The 16313-nt window shown below is 70.6% G+C and carries 14 protein-coding genes; 6 read left to right on the plus strand and 8 right to left on the minus strand.

The genetic code is table 11. The features are described from left to right. Nucleotides 1-121 precede the first annotated feature (121 nt). Nucleotides 122-964, plus strand: coding sequence for an alpha/beta fold hydrolase (locus tag ACFVSU_RS08460; protein ID WP_387140803.1), 843 nt, complete (start codon nt 122-124; stop codon nt 962-964). Nucleotides 965-1032: 68 nt separating this feature from the next. Here the strand turns inward: ACFVSU_RS08460 and ACFVSU_RS08465 are convergent, their stop codons facing one another. After that, nucleotides 1033-3315 carry a glycoside hydrolase family 3 C-terminal domain-containing protein gene (locus tag ACFVSU_RS08465; RefSeq protein WP_387140806.1) on the minus strand — a complete coding sequence of 761 codons (2283 nt, stop codon included), beginning with the start codon at nt 3313-3315 and terminating at the stop codon, nt 1033-1035. Between the two features lie 108 nt (nt 3316-3423). On the opposite strand from ACFVSU_RS08465, the gene ACFVSU_RS08470 reads away from it, so the two are divergent. After that, on the plus strand, nt 3424-4098 hold the full coding sequence (locus tag ACFVSU_RS08470; RefSeq protein ID WP_387140809.1) for a TetR/AcrR family transcriptional regulator: 675 nt from the start codon (nt 3424-3426) through the stop codon (nt 4096-4098). On the opposite strand, the gene ACFVSU_RS08475 is transcribed toward ACFVSU_RS08470, so the two are convergent. After that, entirely contained in the window at nt 4099-5301 is a 1203-nt protein-coding gene (locus tag ACFVSU_RS08475; protein WP_387140812.1) for an ROK family protein, read from the minus strand. It abuts the gene before it with no gap. Between the two features lie 55 nt (nt 5302-5356). Further along, nucleotides 5357-6136 (minus strand): histidine phosphatase family protein, encoded by a 780-nt coding sequence (locus ACFVSU_RS08480; RefSeq protein WP_387140815.1) that lies wholly within the window; start codon nt 6134-6136, stop codon nt 5357-5359. 188 nt (nt 6137-6324) lie between these two features. Between ACFVSU_RS08480 and ACFVSU_RS08485 the strand changes: the two genes are divergently transcribed. Continuing rightward, entirely contained in the window at nt 6325-7632 is a 1308-nt protein-coding gene (locus ACFVSU_RS08485; protein WP_387140818.1) for an MFS transporter, read from the plus strand. A 22-nt stretch (nt 7633-7654) separates the two neighbouring features. Further along, entirely contained in the window at nt 7655-9157 is a 1503-nt protein-coding gene (locus ACFVSU_RS08490) for a carboxylesterase/lipase family protein (RefSeq protein ID WP_387140822.1), read from the plus strand. A 179-nt stretch (nt 9158-9336) separates the two neighbouring features. Here the strand turns inward: ACFVSU_RS08490 and ACFVSU_RS08495 are convergent, their stop codons facing one another. From ACFVSU_RS08495 to ACFVSU_RS08515, 5 genes are all read right to left on the minus strand, one after another. After that, nucleotides 9337-10167 (minus strand): type IV toxin-antitoxin system AbiEi family antitoxin domain-containing protein, encoded by an 831-nt coding sequence (locus ACFVSU_RS08495; protein ID WP_387140825.1) that lies wholly within the window; start codon nt 10165-10167, stop codon nt 9337-9339. A 347-nt stretch (nt 10168-10514) separates the two neighbouring features. Further along, nucleotides 10515-11501 carry an LLM class F420-dependent oxidoreductase gene (locus tag ACFVSU_RS08500; RefSeq protein ID WP_387140828.1) on the minus strand — a complete coding sequence of 329 codons (987 nt, stop codon included), beginning with the start codon at nt 11499-11501 and terminating at the stop codon, nt 10515-10517. Nucleotides 11502-11511: 10 nt separating this feature from the next. Then, nucleotides 11512-12429 (minus strand): DNA-methyltransferase, encoded by a 918-nt coding sequence (locus tag ACFVSU_RS08505; protein WP_387140831.1) that lies wholly within the window; start codon nt 12427-12429, stop codon nt 11512-11514. Beyond that, nucleotides 12408-13457: a biotin/lipoate A/B protein ligase family protein gene (locus ACFVSU_RS08510; protein ID WP_387140834.1), complete on the minus strand. Its 1050-nt coding sequence runs from the start codon at nt 13455-13457 to the stop codon at nt 12408-12410. The genes ACFVSU_RS08505 and ACFVSU_RS08510 overlap by 22 nt, the downstream gene beginning before the upstream one ends. A gap of 58 nt (nt 13458-13515) precedes the next feature. Continuing rightward, a complete protein-coding gene (locus ACFVSU_RS08515) occupies nt 13516-14367 on the minus strand; it encodes an alpha/beta hydrolase (protein ID WP_387140837.1) in 852 nt (283 codons plus the stop codon). Between the two features lie 113 nt (nt 14368-14480). Between ACFVSU_RS08515 and ACFVSU_RS08520 the strand changes: the two genes are divergently transcribed. Together ACFVSU_RS08520 and ACFVSU_RS08525 are read left to right on the plus strand one after the other, a co-directional pair. Continuing rightward, a complete protein-coding gene (locus ACFVSU_RS08520) occupies nt 14481-14954 on the plus strand; it encodes a MarR family winged helix-turn-helix transcriptional regulator (RefSeq protein ID WP_387140840.1) in 474 nt (157 codons plus the stop codon). Then, complete coding sequence (locus ACFVSU_RS08525) at nt 14951-16309, plus strand: MFS transporter (RefSeq protein ID WP_387140843.1); 1359 nt, start codon at nt 14951-14953, stop codon at nt 16307-16309. Before ACFVSU_RS08520 ends, ACFVSU_RS08525 begins: the two co-directional genes overlap by 4 nt. Nucleotides 16310-16313: the final 4 nt, after the last annotated feature.

A 16313-nucleotide genomic window follows, 5' to 3' on the forward strand; every position in this document is an offset into this window, starting at 1 on the left:
CTCCTGAACGCCGTGTGAACGCTCGTGACGAGCGCGCGCAAGACACTGGCGAGGACGGATGCCGCGGCCTAGCGTCGAACGCAGGGTCGCGGCATCCGTTCGCGATCCGGAAGGAGCGATCGTGGCGTACATCACCGTCGGGACCGAGAACTCGGTGGACATCGACCTCTACTACACCGACCAGGGACCGTCCGATGCCCAGCCCGTCGTGCTGATCCACGGCTTTCCGCTGAACGGCGAGTCGTGGGGCAAGCAGCAGGCGGCATTGCTGGACGCCGGGTACCGCGTGATCGCGTACGACCGCCGCGGATTCGGGCAGTCGAGCAAGGTCGGCTCGGGGTTCGACTACGACACGTTCGCCGGCGACCTGCACGCCCTCATCGAGGACCTCGATCTGCACGAGGCCGTGCTCGTGGGCTTCTCGATGGGCACGGGAGAGATCGCCCGCTACCTGTCGCGCTACGGGAGCGCCCGTGTCGCGAAGGCGGCGTTCCTCGGATCGCTCGAGCCGTTCCTGCTCATCACGGACGACAACCCCGACGGGGCCGGTCCGCAGGAGTTCTTCGACGGCATCGCGCAATCCGTGCGGGACGACCGCTACGCGTTCATCGCCGGGTTCTACAAGGACTTCTACAACCTCGACGACACGCTGGGTTCACGCATCTCTCAGGAGGCGCTCGACGCGAGCATCCAGGTCGCTTCGTACGCCGGCAACACCGCGATCGCCGCGGCGCCCCTGACCTGGCCGACGGACTTCCGCGCCGACATCCCCGCCGTCGACGTCCCCACGCTCATCCTGCACGGCACCGCCGACAACATCCTGCCGATCGACAAGACGGCCCGGCGCTTCAAGGAGCTGCTCCCCGACGCCACGTACGTCGAGATCGAGGGCGCCCCGCACGGCCTGCTGTGGACCCACGGCGCCGAGGTCAACGAGGCGCTGCTCGCCTTCCTCAACAGCTGAGACAGACGACGGATGCCTCGGCACCGCGCCCTCGAAGGGCTCGGCGCCGAGGCATCCGCTCGTGCAGATCAGTCCTGCTGCGGGGCGTTCGCCATCGCGAGCAGACCGTCGATCATCTCGGGGCCGGCGGCGGCGCCGTCACCGGCGAGCGCGCCCATCATGCCGATGCGGCCGATCGGGAACGACTCCATCATCTTGGACATGTCGACGCCTTCCGGCATGATCGACGCCGCGCTGTCGCCGAGGCCGCCCATCATCTGCGCGATCGCGGCCTGCACCACCGGACCCGCTACCGGGTGACTCAGCACCTCGCCCATCGACGATGTGCGCGACAGCGGGAGCGTGAGGACGTCGCCCTCGACAGCCACGGCGACGGACGAGCGGATGTCGCGGCTCGACGCCGCGACGTCGACGGTGTACTCGCCGCCCTCGACGACCCAGCGGTCGGCGCGGATGTCCCAGTACGCGAGGTCCTTGCCGCGCACCGTGAGCGTCACGACCTGGGTCTCGCCCGGCTCGAGCGCGACCGACGCGAACGCCTTCAGCTCGCGCGGTGCGCGCTGCACCGACGATCCGCTCAGCGACGTGTAGACCTGGACGACCTCACGGCCCGCGCGGTCGCCGGTGTTCGTGACGGCGACGGTCACCTCGACGTCGCCGTTCGCGTCGACCTGAGCCGCAGCATCCGCGTACGAGAACGACGTGTACGACAGGCCGTGCCCGAACGGGAACGCGACCTCGAGGCGGCGCGCGTCGTACCAGCGGTAGCCGACGAAGAGACCCTCGCCGTAACGGGTGTGCGAGAACTCGCCCGGGAAGTCGAGGAACGCGGGGGTGTCCTCGAGGCGCGCCGGGATCGTCTCGGTGAGCTTTGCCGACGGGTTGACGTCGCCGAACAGCACGTCGGCCGTCGCACCGCCGCCGGCCTGGCCGAGCAGCCAGCCCTCGAGGATCGCCGGCACGCGATCGGCGAACGGCAGCGCGACGACGCCGCCGTTCGACAGGACCACGACGGTGTTCGGGTTCGCCGCGAGCACCGCGTCGACGAGTGCGAGCTGGGCGGCGGGCAGGTCGATGTCGTCGCGGTCGTAGCCCTCCGACTCCAGACGGGCGGGCAGTCCGAGGAACAGCACGGCGATCTCGGCGACGGATGCTGCGGCCACAGCCTCGTCGCGAAGGGCCAAGGCCTCGTCGTCCGAGACCTCGAGGGCATTGCTGAAGCCCTGCGCGTACGCGACGTCGCCGGCGGCGAGTGCGCGGATCCCGTCGAGCGCGGTGTCGAGGCGCGTCGGGTTGATCATCGACGAACCCGCGCCCTGGTACCGAGGCGCCGCGGCGAACTCGCCGATGACCGCGAGCTTCGCGTCCTTCGCGAGCGGCAGCACGCCGCCGTCGTTCTTGAGCAGGACGATCGAGCGGCCTGCAGCCTCGCGGGCGAGGGCGTGGTGGGCGTCGACGTCGAGCGGTCCTGCGACCGCACCGGCACCTTCGGTCGCCTTGCGCACGAGGTCGAGCACACGGCCGGCCGCGACATCCACCACCGACTCGTCGAGCGAGCCGGCCTGCACTGCCGCGACGATCTGCGCGTCCGTGACGCCGTTCGACGACGGCATCTCGAGGTCCATGCCTGCGGCGAGGCCCGGCACGCGCTCGTTGACGGCGCCCCAGTCGGAGACGACGAGGCCCTCGAAGCCCCACTCGTCGCGCAGCACCTGGGTCAGCAGCCACGGGTCCTCCGACGCGTACACGCCGTTGATGCGGTTGTACGAGCACATGACGGTCCAGGGCTGGGCGTCCTCGACGACGCGCTGGAACCCGCGCAGGTAGATCTCGCGGAGCGGCCGCGGGTCGACGTCGGACGAGGACCGCATGCGGTCGTTCTCCTGGTTGTTGGCCGCGAAGTGCTTGAGCGAGGTGCCCACGCCCTTCGACTGGATGCCCTGGACGATCGCGGCGCCGAGGACGCCCGACACGATCGGGTCCTCCGAGAGGTACTCGAAGTTGCGGCCGCACAACGGCGAGCGCTTGATGTTGATGCCGGGGCCGAGCAGCACCGCGACGTTCTCGATCGAGGTCTCGGCGCCGAGGGCCTCCCCGACGCGGTGGACGAGGTCGACGTCCCACGACGAGCCGAGACCGACCGCGGGCGGGAAGCAGGTGGCGGGCACACTGTCGCCGATGCCGAGGTGGTCGCCGCCCTCGCGCTGCTTGCGCAGGCCGTGCGGGCCGTCGGTCACCATGACCGCGGGCACGCCCACGCGGTCGACCGGCTTGGTGTACCAGAAGCTCGCGCCGCTGGTGAGCGACGCCTTCTCTTCGAGGGTCAGTTCGGTGACATCGGGGATGGTCATCGTGTTCCTTCCACGCTGAGGCTGACGAGGCTCCACCGTGAGCGCCCGATCAAAACCATATGTCATTTGGTTTTGAGAAATCAAGCGATGTTCGGGTTTACTTCTCCTATGGCAGACAGCGGCACGGGGCGACGTGGCTCCTATGCGAAAGGCGTTGCGAAGCGCGAGGAGATCCTCACCCGCGCACTGGACGTCATCGCCCGTGAGGGCTATCGCGGCGCGTCGGTGAAAGAGCTGGCCGATGCCGTGGGTCTCAGCCAGGCCGGACTCCTCCATTACTTCGACAGCAAGGAGGAGCTCTTCACCGAGATCCTCCGCAAACGCGACGAGCTCGACTCCGTCGGGCAGGGCCTCGGCGGCGACCTTCAGCAGGGTCTCGCAGCGGCCGAGAGCGGCGAGCTGCTCGACATCCGCGCCGGCTACCTTGGCGTGATCCGTCACAACGCCGACGTCCCCGGCCTCGTGCACCTGTTCGCCCGGCTGTCGGTCGACGCGGCCGATCCCGAGCATCCTGCCCACCAGTTCTTCGTCGCCCGCGGCGAGAGCCTGCGCGGGTTCTTCGCCGCCGCGGTCGCGGCCCAGCAACGGGCCGGCGAGATCACCGATCGCGTCGACCCCGACACCGTCGCACGCCTCTTCCAGGCTGTGGCCGACGGCATGCAGGTGCAGTGGATGCTCGAACCCGACGTCGACATGGCCGCTCCGGTCGCGGCGCTGTTCGAGCTCCTCGCGCCCTCGTCGATCGCCGCCGACGAGGGCGACGCCGCGCGCGAGGGCGACTGATCAGATCGCGAGCGGGTCTGCGAGGAGCCGCAGACGGGCGTCGCGCTGCGCGCCCCGCAGGGCCGCATCCGCGCCGAGCGTGCTGCCGAGCACGGGTGCGACCGGCAGAACCGGTGCGTGCGCGATGCGAGGCTGGATCGCCCGGAACATCTCGTCGACATCTGCGGCGAGCGCTGCGACGAATCCGCCCAGCACGATGACGTCCGGTGCAACCGTCAGCGCCACGATCTGAAGGGTGCGCGCGATCTCGCGTGCCGCCCCGCGCCACACCGACGCGGCGGGCTCGACACCCGTCCGCACCTGCGTCACGAACGCCTCGAGCGCGACGGTGAGTCCCTCGTCGGCCGCCAGTGGTCCGAGCCCGGAGCGGGCGAGCAGGACGTCAGGGCCCGCCACCGTGACGAGGCAGCCGCGCTGGCCGCACGCGCAGCGCACGCCGTCCGGCACCACGGGCAGATGTCCGAGCGCCGCAGGGAGGACGCGCGCGCCGGAGTCGTCGCCCGCGGCGAGCACGACCGCACCGCCGATTCCCGAGTCGGCCTTGAGATACAGCAGGGTGTCGCCGCCGACGGCCGCGTGCTCGGCGAGCGCCGCGACCTCGGCATCCGACACCAGCCGGGGCTCCCCGCCCGCGTGCGCGAAGGCGGCGAGGGCCGTCGACCGCCCACGCAGCAGTCCCAGCAGATCGACCTCGCCCCACGCCAGATCGGTGTCGGCGAGGACGCGGACCGGCGTGCCACCCACTGGCGCCCACACGACGACGCACACGTCCGCGATGCGCCGCCCGGCCGCGGCCAGGCGGCCGGCGACGTCGTCCAGAGCGTCCGCCAGGACACCCACGATGGCGGCGGGGTCACCCATCGGCCGCCCGTGACTGCGCGAGGTGCGGGCGAGCTCCTCACCCGCCAGAGTGCCGGCGACCGCCGTCGCGTGGTCGGCATCGAGCAGGGCGATCAGGACGCACGGGGCCGCGGCCGCGAGCGTGAGCGTCGTCCGGGGCCGCCCCATCCCCGCCGGGGCGACGACGTCGCTCTCTTCGACGAGGCCGGCATCGATGAGTTCGGCGACGAGTGAGGTCACCGCACCGCGCGACAGGCCGGTGGCGCCGGCGATGTCGGCACGCGCCTCACCCGCCCCCTCGAGCACGCGCCCCAGCACCAGGCCGAGGTTGTGTCGGCGCACGTCGGGGGTCGCGAGGGGCATGATCGCCATCGTAGGCCGGGGCGGGGCGGTGCGGTGCGCCCCGCCCCGGCCCGGGTCACGGCTGCGTCGCGTAGTGCGTGTCGTTGACCGACTCGACGGTCCAGGCTCCGGCCTTGTACGTCAGCAGGTTGACGGCGCCGTTGGCGATCCCCGTCTCGGGAACCCGGTCGGCTGCGCCGAGGTCGACGAGCAGGCACGAGATCGACAGCCCGCTCGATACCACCAGCACCTTGTCGTCACGATGCTTCGCCGCATCCTTCGCGATCGCATTCAGCGAGCTCAGCATGCGATCCGAGACGGCATCGCAATTCTCCGCGGGAAGCGCCGACACCGGGTTCGTGGCGCCGATCGCGTCGGTCATCTGCCCGAGCGTGGGCTCAGGAATCCCCTGCTGGGCGAGATACGCGAAGGCGGCACCGCCCATGGCGCTCTGCTTCGCGCCTTCCCAGCCACCGAAGTTCAGCTCGCGCAGGCCTTCGACGCGCGTCGCGGACAGCTTCGAGCCCATGCCCTGCAGCATGCGCGTCGCCGTCTCGTAGTGGCGCACCATGTCGGCCGAGTAGGCGGCGTCCACCTGCCCGACCTCGGCCCCGAGGTTCGTGCCGACGGTCGTCGCGGTCGCACGGCCCGCCGCGGTCAGCGGCGAGTCCGACCAGCCCTGCACGAGGTGCAGCGCGTTGAGGATCGTCTCGCCATGGCGTGTCAGGTACACCTGGACGACCGGGTCGCGGTTCGAGGTCGGGGGCTTGGCCGGAGCCGTGGTCCAGCCGCCCAGCGCGGTGGCGCCGAGCACCACCACTGCAGCGATCGCGAGGCGCGGAATCAGTCGGTTCATGTCATCTCCTTCGATTGAACGGGCCAAACGCTAGCGGCACTCGGGTTTGGATCGCCCACCTCGTTGCGTGATCGTTACACATAGTTCACGTCTTGAACTTTGTCTCTCGGTGCGCCACACTGATCCCGAATGCCGTTCGCATTTCACCCCCGATCCGCCCCGAGACATCTCGACGAAGAGGAGTCGCCATGACCGCACAGCCCGACCCCACCCTCGACATCGCGCCCACCGGCCTCATCCGAAGCACGCCGCCGGCGCCTGGCGAGCCGCCCGCCAGCCCGCCCGCGCGCAGGGCGCTGCTGCCGAGCATGCTGGTCGCCGCGCTGACGCTGTTCGCCACCTACGGCGGCCTCATCGCGATCCTCCTGCCGACGCAGATCCAGCTGCTGTTCGGCGACGCGCAGAAGGAGGCGAACCTCGCGATCGTCACCACGGTCTCATTCGTCTTCACGCTCTTCGCCCAGCCGATCGCCGGCGCCTTGAGCGACCGCACGCGCTCGCGGTTCGGCCGCCGCTCGCCGTGGATGGTGCTCGGCGCGCTGGTCGGCGGCATCCTCCTCTTCGGGATGGGCTCGCTCACCGACCTCGTCTGGATCACCGTGTTCTGGGTCGTCATCCAGGTCGCGCTGAACTTCCTGCAGGCGCCGCTGACCACCATCACCGCCGACCGGTTCCCGCGCTCGAAGCGCGGCGGGGCGAGCGCGATGATCGGGCTCGGCACGCAGGTCGGCATGACCGTCGGCATCATGGTGGCGAGCGCCCTCGCGGCCCAGTTCGGCGTCGCCTACTCCGTGTTCGGCGGGGCCGTGATCGTCGTGACGCTCCTGTTCGTGCTCATCAACCGGGACTGGTCGTCCAAGGACGCCGCCGTCGAGCCGTTCCGGTGGGGCGCCTTCTTCCGGGGCTTCTGGGTGAACCCGCGCAAGCACCCCGACTTCTTCTGGGCGTTCACGGCGCGATTCCTGCTGATCCTCGGCTACTTCGTCGTCTCGACCTACCAGCTGTACCTGCTGCAGCAGTACATCGGGCTGTCGCTCGGCGAGGCGCAGGGCGCCGTGCTGACGCTCACGCTCGTCGCGTTCGTGCCCACCCTGCTCGCGATCGCGCTGTCGGGATGGTGGAGCGACAAGGTCGGCCGCCGCAAGGTCTTCATCTACGCCGCGTCGGTGATCATGGTCGCCGGGCTCGCGATGCCGCTGATCGTGCCCGACATGACCGGCATGATCCTGATGAGCATCATCAACGGCGTCGGCTTCGGTCTGTACATGTCGGTGGACGCCGCCCTCATGACCGAGGTGCTGCCCAGCGAGGGCACTGCCGCGGGCAAGGACCTCGGCATCCTCAACGTCGCCACCAACATCCCCCAGGCGCTCAGCCCGTCGATCGCGCTGCTGATCATCTCGGCGATGGGCGGGTACGCCATGCTGTTCGTGTTCGCGATCGTGTTCGTGATTCTGGCAGCGATCGCCACGGCGCCCATCAAGGGCGTCCGCTAGAGTCCGCGAGAAAGGACCCCCCATGACAGACACCACCACCGCACTCCGCTATGCGGAGGCCGACACCGCCACTGGACGGGTGCGCGGCTTCTGGCGGGGCGAGCCCGGCGCCGGCGGATCGGCCGCGTTCCTCGGCATCCCGTTCGCGAAGCCGCCCGTCGGCGAGCTGCGGTTCGCCGCCCCTGTGCCTGCCGAGCCGTGGGAGGGCGTGCGCGACGCCGTCGCGTTCGGCGGCACCGCGCAGCGGGGCGACCCCGGGGTGACCCTCATCCCCGAGCCGTCCGTGCCCGGCGCGTCGACCCTCAATGTCAACGTCTTCACGCCGGTTCCCGGAGAGACGGATGCTGCGCTCCCCGTGCTCGTCTGGATCCACGGCGGCGGCTACTTCGCGGGCTCGCCGGCGAGCCCCTGGTACGACGGCCGCTCGTTCAACCGCGACGGCGTGGTCACCGTGACGATCTCGTACCGGCTCGGCTTCGACGGGTTCGGCTGGATCGAGGACGCCCCCTCCAACCGAGGCGTGCGCGACTGGCTGCTCGCCTTGCAGTGGGTCCAGGACAACATCGCGAACTTCGGCGGAGATCCGTCGCGGGTGACGATCGCCGGACAGTCCGCGGGCGGCGGGGCGGTGCTGACACTGCTCGGGATGCCGGCAGCCCAGCACCTGTTCCACTCGGTGTGGGCGCTGTCCGGCGCCACCGCCGACGTCGCGACGGAGCGCTGGGAGGCGATCGGGCGCGACGTCGCGGCACGCGTCGGCGTCGCCCCCACCCGCGCCGCGCTGTCGACGGTGCCCGAGGAGCGCATCATCGAGGCGCAGAAGAAGGCGACGAGCGTGGCCGGCCCGGACGCCATCACCAAGCTGCTCGACGACGGCCTCCTGCTCGGCCCGTCGATCGACGGCGACCTGCTCACCCGGCCCACGATCGCCTCGATCGCCGCGGGCGTCGGCGCCGACAAGCCCCTCGTGCTCGGCGCGACCGATGACGAGTTCTCGATGGTCGTGGCGGGACGGGCCAAGACGCTCCGCTGGATCCCGCTGGGCCTCCTGCTCGGCCGGTCGGGGCTCAAGGGGACGCAGCGCAAGGCGTACCTCGCGGCGAACCGGGACGTGGTGGCGCGCGGACACGCTGCCGTGCTCGGCCGCTACATCACCGACCGCATGTTCCGCAGCGCCGTCGTCCGCACGGCGCGGGCACGCGGCGCCGCTCCGACGTGGGTCTACCGCTACTCGTTCCGCTCGTCGCAGCCCGGCGCGGTGAACGGGTCGGCGGTGCACTGCATCGACGTCCCGTTCTGGTTCGACTGCCTGGACTCGGTGCAGATCGAGCCGCTCACCGGCCCGAATCCGCCGCAGCAGCTCGCCGACCAGACGCACGCGGCTGCGGTCGGCCTGATCGTCGACGCCGATCCCGGCTGGCCGGCATGGTCGGGCGCTCCGGGCACCACGCGCGTCTTCGGCGGGCCGGCGGGCTCCCCCGACGTCGATCCCCACGGCTACGCCGCGGTCGCGTCGCTGCTCTGACCACAGACTCCCGCCGCCCCTGCAGCGCGGGATGAGCGAAAGGGTGGGTCCTCGCCGATGCAGCGGTGAGGACCCACCCTTCCGTGTGCCTGGCGTCCGAGCAGGCAGAGTCAAACCAGCAGCAGAATCGGCGGTGAGGGGCCGCGCGAGCGGTCGATGCACCATCGAGCCCGCTGCTTTCACCGAGCACGCGCGGCAGGACCACGCAGCAGCCCTTCCAGCGCCGCGCGGACCTCTTCCGGATGCCACATGATGTCCTCCGCGATCGGTCGGTACGTCGCATAACCCAGCGCAGCGGCCGCTTGGTCACGACGGCGGTCGCGCCGCTGCTCCTCCCACGTCGCATGGAACCCCCGGCTGTCGCACTCGACGATCAGCCACCCGTCCACCACGAAATCGACGCGCCCGACCCTCGAAATCCTCACCTGGACTTCGAAACTGGCGCCGAGCGCCTTGAGCATCAATCGAACCAGGGTCTCCGGGCCGGACTCCGCGCGGCTGTCGACGAGCTTGCGCAGCACCGCATGGCGCCGAGGGAGTACGCGGAAGAGCTCGTCGAGCTCGTCGAGCCTGAGCACCCCGAGGTGCAGTGCGGAATCCAATGTGGCCAACGCGGCCCGGGCCGGCTGGCACCGGACCGCCTGTACGACGGCGTCGAACGGTTCGACGCTGGTGGACCTCGGGTGTGGGGTTCGGCGCAGCCGCCCCCAATGCCGACGAATGCGGCGGGCCACCGGTCTCGGCCGCGACGAGTTCGCCGGCAAATGGACATGAAGGACCCCCGGGTCCAGTACGAAGACGTCAAGATGAGCCAGCGCACTCGTGCAGGCGAGGCGGCCTCCCAGGCGGCACGCGTCAATGGTGTCCTGAGGTGTGTCGGGTTGGAGGTACACGCCGCTGCGCGGGCGGAGCAGACGACCATCGACGACCGCCCTCCTCAGCGACCTGTCGGTCCAGCCCGCCGCGGCTAGGTCGGAGCGGCGGAAGGAGGGAAACGGGTGCGGCAGCATCCGCCCAGACTCCGGTGCCCGCACCGGGCGCGTTCACCGTCCGCCGCATGATGGGGAGAGGAGGGCGCGGGCCGGGCTCTGGGGAGGACAGGCCACGCGGCGGTCGAGGATTCAGGAAATGCCGTCCTCAAGGCACCCTTTTGGCGCCCGCGCACACCGGTTTTCCTGATGCATCGACGCCTCATGACGCGCCGCCGCCCAATACGCGCGGGGGCGACTCACGCACGCCCCGTACCGCTGCGGGCGGCCCCGCGCGTCGAGGATTCAGGAAAAGCGCTGCGCGAGAGCGCCGAGACACGGCCCGCCGGCCCGGTTCTCCTGAATCCTCGACGCGGTCGCCGACGACGTCAGCTCAGCGCGGCGACGACCTCGCGCTCGAACAGCTCCACGCCCGAGAGGTCGTAGGCCGCCTCGGGGAAGTAGTGGATCGCGTAGGCGATGCCGTGGCGCTCGCGCTCGGCGAGGCGCTCGGCCACCTGCTCGGGGGTGCCGAAAGCGGGCGACGTCAGGTAGTCGTTCTCGATGTGGTCGGCGCGCTCCTGGCCCACGTGCGGCAGCAGACGTGCCTTCACGGCGGCCAGGCGGTCGCGCGCCTCGGCCTCGGTCGCACCGACGATCGTGTTGAAGTTCGAGGTGCGCGTGATCTCGGAGAAGTCCCGGCCGAGCGCGTCGCAGTGGTCGCGGAGCACGGCGCTCTTGCGGTCGATGTCCTCGAGCGAGCCCGCGTAGTTCGTGTACGACGCGTACTTCGCCGCGATCTTGAGCGTGACCTTCTCGCCGCCACCGGCGACCCAGATGGGGATGCCGCCGTCCTGCAGCGGCAGCGGCTGCACGATGGCGCCGTCCACCTGGTAGTGCTTGCCGTCGAGCGTGGCACGCCCGGTCGTCCAGGCCTGCTGCATGATGTCGACGCCCTCGCGCAGCATCCGGAGCCGCTCCGGCACCTGCGGGAAGCCGTAGCCGTACGCCTCCCACTCGTGCTCGTACCACCCGCCGCCGATGCCCATCTCGGTGCGTCCGCCCGAGACGATGTCGACCGTGGCGGCGACCTTGGCGAGGTAGGCGGGGTTGCGGTAGCCCATGCAGGTGCACATCTGACCGAGACGGATGCGGCCGGTCGAGGCCGCGAACGCCGCCATGAGCGTCCACGCCTCGTGGGTCGCCTCGTCGCTCGGCACCGGGGTCGTGTGGAAGTGGTCGTAGACCCACAGGGACTCCCACGGGCCGGCGTCGGCGCGCTGGGCGAGCCCCTTCATCACCTCCCAGTGCTCTGAGGGATCGATGCCGACGAGATCGAATCGCCAGCCCTGGGGGATGAAGGTTCCGAAGCGCATACCCCTCAGCCTAGGGAAGCGTTTGCTCGCCGGGGGTCCCGAACACCCGAGCATGCGGCATCCGCTCGCGCATCACCGCGATCGCGGCCGGGTTGTGGTCCACGAGGACGGCGTCGCGGCCCAGCGCCGAGGCGACCGCGCCGGTCGTGCCGCTGCCGGCGAAGAAGTCGAGCACCCGATCGCCGGGGCGTGACGAGGCCTGCACGATGCGGCGGAGGATCCCCTCGGGCTTCTGCGTCGGGTACCCGGTCTTCTCGCGTCCGGTGGTCGGCACGATGGTGTGCCACCAGACGTCGGTGGGGAGCTTTCCGCGCTCGGCCTTCTCGGGGGTGACGAGCCCGGGCGCCATGTAGGGCTCGCGGTCGACGGCCTCCGAGTCGAACCAGTACGACTTCGGGTCCTTGACGTACACCAGGATCGTGTCGTGCTTCGTGGGCCAGCGCTTGCGCGTCTTCGCCCCGTAGTCATAGGCCCAGATGAGCTCGTTGAGGAACCGCTCGCGCCCGACGAGCGCGTCCATGAGCACCTTGGCGTAGTGCGCCTCGCGGTAGTCGAGGTGGATGTACAGGGTGCCGTCATCGGCGAGCAGGCGCCACGCCTCGAGCAGCCGCGGCTCGAGGAAGCCCCAGTAGTCGTCGAAGGTGTCGTCGTACGCGCGCAGGTCGCCGCGGATCCGCTCGTACTCGCGCCCGTGGAACCCGCGCCGCACGATCGCCTCGCCCGACAGCGGGACGGATGCTGCGGACCGCGCGGTCTCGAGCGCCCGCTCCTGCACGCGGCCGGTGTTGAAGGGCGGGTCGAGATAGATCAGCGTGAACGACGCGTCGGGAAGCGTGCGGATGACCTCGAGGTTGTCACCGTGGTGGATCTCGACCGAGCCCGGAGGCGCAGCATCCGGCGCCCCGATCAGGGGACCCGGCGAAGCCATGCGTCCGTCGCGAACTTCGACGCCACGAGCGCCTCGGCCTCGGCGTATTCGTCGTCGGTGATGTGCCCGGGGACCGCGCCGTAGAGGTTGGTGAAGGTCTCCTCGAGCTTGGCGATGATCGCCTCGCGCGGCAGCCCGGTCTGGCGGCGCAGGGGGTCGACGCGCTTGGCCGCCGACGTCGTGCCCTTGTCGCTGAGCTTCTCGCGACCGATGCGCAGCACCTCGGTCATGACCTCGCCGTCCATGTCGTAGCTGAGGGTCGCGTGGTGCAGCACTCCCCCGTTCGCGAGGCGCTTCTGCGCGGCGCCGCCGATCTTGCCCTGCGGCGAGGCGATGTCGTTGAGCGGCTGGTAGGTCGCCTCGATGCCGAGCGCGCGCAGCGCCTGCAGCACCCAGTCGTCGAGGAACGCGTACGAGTCCGCGAAGGTGAGCCCTGCGACGAGGGATGCCGGCACGTACAGCGAGTACGTGACGATCGAGTTCGCGCCCATCATCATCGCGCCACCGCCCGAGATGCGGCGGACGACGTCGTAGCCGTGCGCGGCAGCGCCGTCGGGGTCGACCTCATTGCGAAGGGACTGGAACGAGCCGATCACCACGGCGTTCTCGTCCCACTCCCAGATGCGCAGGGTCGGGCGCCGGCGGCCGTCGCCGACCCGGCCCGTGAGCACCTCGTCGAGCGCGAGGTTCATGCGGGGCGAGACCGGCTTCTCGTGCACGATCTCCCAGTCGAAGTCGCGCCAGCCCGGGGCCGTCACGAGTGCGCGGCGGACCGCCGTGCCGACCGCCTCGGGCGTGAAGCCGAGGAGCTGAGCACCGTCGGGGAGAGCCGAGCGCACCGCGGCGGCGATGGCCGCGACATCCGCCTCGATCGGGAGCCCGTTGACGGCGGCGTCGATGTCGGCGAGCGCGTCGTCGGGTTCGAGGAAGAAGTCCCCCGCGAGGTGGAAGTCCGCGATGCGTCCGTCGCGCTCCTCGAGGTCGACGACCACGAGCTTTCCGCCGGGCACCTTGTATTCGCCGTGCATGGGCTTCAGCCTATTCGCGCGGCGGGCACAGGCGCCGATCGGGCGGGCGCCGCCGCACTCAGGTGCGGTCCGCGATGTGCTTGTCGAGCCAGGCCAGCAGGTCCGCGCGGACCTCGGCCTGCATGACCTCGTTGAAGATCTCGTGGCGCGCACCCGGGTACACGAGCGTCGTCACGTCGGTGAAGCCCGAGCGCGTGCGGTACGCATCGGCCAGCCGGTGGACGCTGCGCGGACCGCCGACGGTGTCGTCGCGGCCGATCATCAGGAGCGTGGGGATGTCGCGGCCGAGGTTCTTGCGCGGCCGGCCGTACATGCGGAGGGAGTCGGCCACCCCGATCAACTTGATCGGGTCTTCGCTGGTGGTGAGCGGGTCGTCGAGGAAGGCCCGCCCCACCGACAGGTCGCTCGAGAGCCACTCGGTGCCCATCGCGCCGGGACCGTCCCACGGCTTGTTGAGGCCCGTGGTGTGGATCGACCCCGGCATGCGCAGGGCCGTGCCGGTCAGCACGACCGCGTCGTACGCGTCGGGGTGGTCGTTGACGAGCATCTGTGCGAGCACCGAGCCGCCGGAGTGTCCCAGCAGCACGAGTGGCAGCTCGGGGTTCTGTCCGCGGATCTGCTGGGTGAACTGCCACATCGCTGCGAGTGCGCCGCGGAGCCCGCCCTTGCCCGGGTGGCCGAGACGCGACGCGTCGCCGCCGTGCTGGCCCATGCCGGTGCGCCCGTGGCCGCGGTGGTCGGCCGCGTAGACGGTGTAGCCCTCGGCGACGAGTGCGGCGATCAGCGCACCGTATCGTCCGGCGTGTTCGCCGATGCCGTGCAGCAGCTGCACGATCGCGCGCGGCTCGGTCTTCGCCGGGTGGACGTCGAAGAAGATCGTGATGCCGTGCGCATCGTGGAACTCGGGCATGCGGAGAAGTCTAGGGGCGATGGATGCTGCGACTCGGCGCACGGCCCGGAGGCGCAGCATCCATCCGTCCCGACTTTGTTTAGCAAGACTAATGAGCTAGGCTAACTAACCGGATGAGCAGCAACGAGACTTCAGATTCAGACACCGGCCCCGACGCCGGCCCTCACGCAGACCTCTCCCCCGCCGCCTCGCAGCTGCGGATCGCCACGTTCCGTCTCGCTCGACGCATGCGCACCCAGCGCGCGGTCGACTCGATGAGCGACGGGCAGTTCGCGGTGCTCGCCGCCCTCAAGGTGCACGGCCCCCACACGCTCGGCGATCTCGCCGAGCGTGAGCGCGTCTCGGCCCCCTCGATGAACCGCACCGTCAACTGCCTGCAGGACTCCGGCTACATCGTGCGCGGCGCCGACGAGAACGACGGACGCAAGGTCGTCATCTCGCTCACCCCCGAGGGCGTGGCGGTCGTCGAAGAGACCGCGCGTCGCCGCGATGCGTGGGTCGAGGCCTCGCTCGCCGAGCTCACCCCGGCCGAGCGCGAGACCCTGGCCGCTGCGGCCGACATCATGGAGCGGATGGTGGCCCGATGAGCGCCATGTTCCGGTCCTTCTCCGCGTTCAACTACCGCGTCTGGTTCATCGGCGCGCTGGTGTCGAACATCGGCGCGTGGATGCAGTCCACCGCGATCAGCTGGGTCGTGCTCACCGAGCTGACCGACAACGACGCCGCCGCGATGGGCGTCACGATGGCGCTGCAGTTCGCGCCGCCGCTGCTCCTGGTCGGCGTCACCGGGCTGGTCGCGGACCGCTTCGACCGCCGCAAGCTCCTGTTGATCACCCAGAGCCTGCTGCTCCTGCTCGGCGTCGCGATCGGCGTGCTGATCTTCGCCGGCGCGATGACGCTGCCGATCATGTACGTCTTCGCGCTCGCGCTCGGCGTCGTCGCTGCCTTCGACAACCCGGCCCGCCAGGCCTTCGTGTCGGACCTCGTCGCCCGAGAGAACGCGTCGAACGCGGTCGCGCTCAACGCGGCGTCGTTCAACGGCGCCCGCATGATCGGTCCCGCGGTCGCGGGCATCGTCATCGTCGCGATCGGCACGGGGTGGGTGTTCGTCGCCAACGCCGTCACCTTCCTCGCGATGCTCGCGGCCCTCGTGCTGATCCGCACCCACGAGCTCGTGCCGCGCGTCAAGGCGCCGCAGTCCTCGCGCCTCGCCGACGGATTCCGCTACGTCGCCGGCCGCCCCGACCTCATCGTGACGTGCGCGATGGTGTTCCTCATCGGCGCGTTCGGCATGAACTTCCCGATCCTCGCGTCGACCATGGCCGTCGAATTCGGCAAGGAGGCCGACGGCTTCGGCCTGCTCAGCTCGATCCTCGCGATCGGCTCGGTCGCGGGCGCGCTGCTCGCCGCCCGCCGCGACCGCGCCCGGCTGCGCGTCCTCATCAGCGGGACCGCGATGTTCGGGATCGCCGCCGTGGTGTCGGCGTTCATGCCGACGTACTGGCTCTACGCGATCACCCTGATGTTCACGGGCTTCTCCGTCGTCACCATGATGACCACCGCGAACGGCTACGTGCAGACCACCACCGACCCGGTGCTGCGCGGCCGCGTGCTGGCGCTGTACATGGCGATCCTCATGGGCGGCACCCCGATCGGCGCGCCGATCGTCGGCTGGGTCGCCGGGGAGTTCGGCCCGCGCGCGGCGATCCTCGTCGGCGCGGTCGCGGCGTTCGTCGCGTTCGCCATCGGCGCCACGTGGCTGCTCTGGTCGGGGCGCCTGCACCGCCACGAGCAGAAGCGGTTCCGCCTCACGCTCGACGAGACGCGGCCGCTCACCATCGTCGCCCCCGAAGAGTTCAGCGACGAGGTCGCCGGCACCACGCCGATCCGCGTGCTTCCCGGCGACGGGGACGAGATCCGCACCCGCGCTCGCGCCAGCTGAGCCC

This window comes from Microbacterium sp. NPDC058062 (assembly GCF_042885375.1).
GTDB classification, from domain to species: Bacteria; Actinomycetota; Actinomycetes; order Actinomycetales; family Microbacteriaceae; genus Microbacterium; species Microbacterium trichothecenolyticum_C.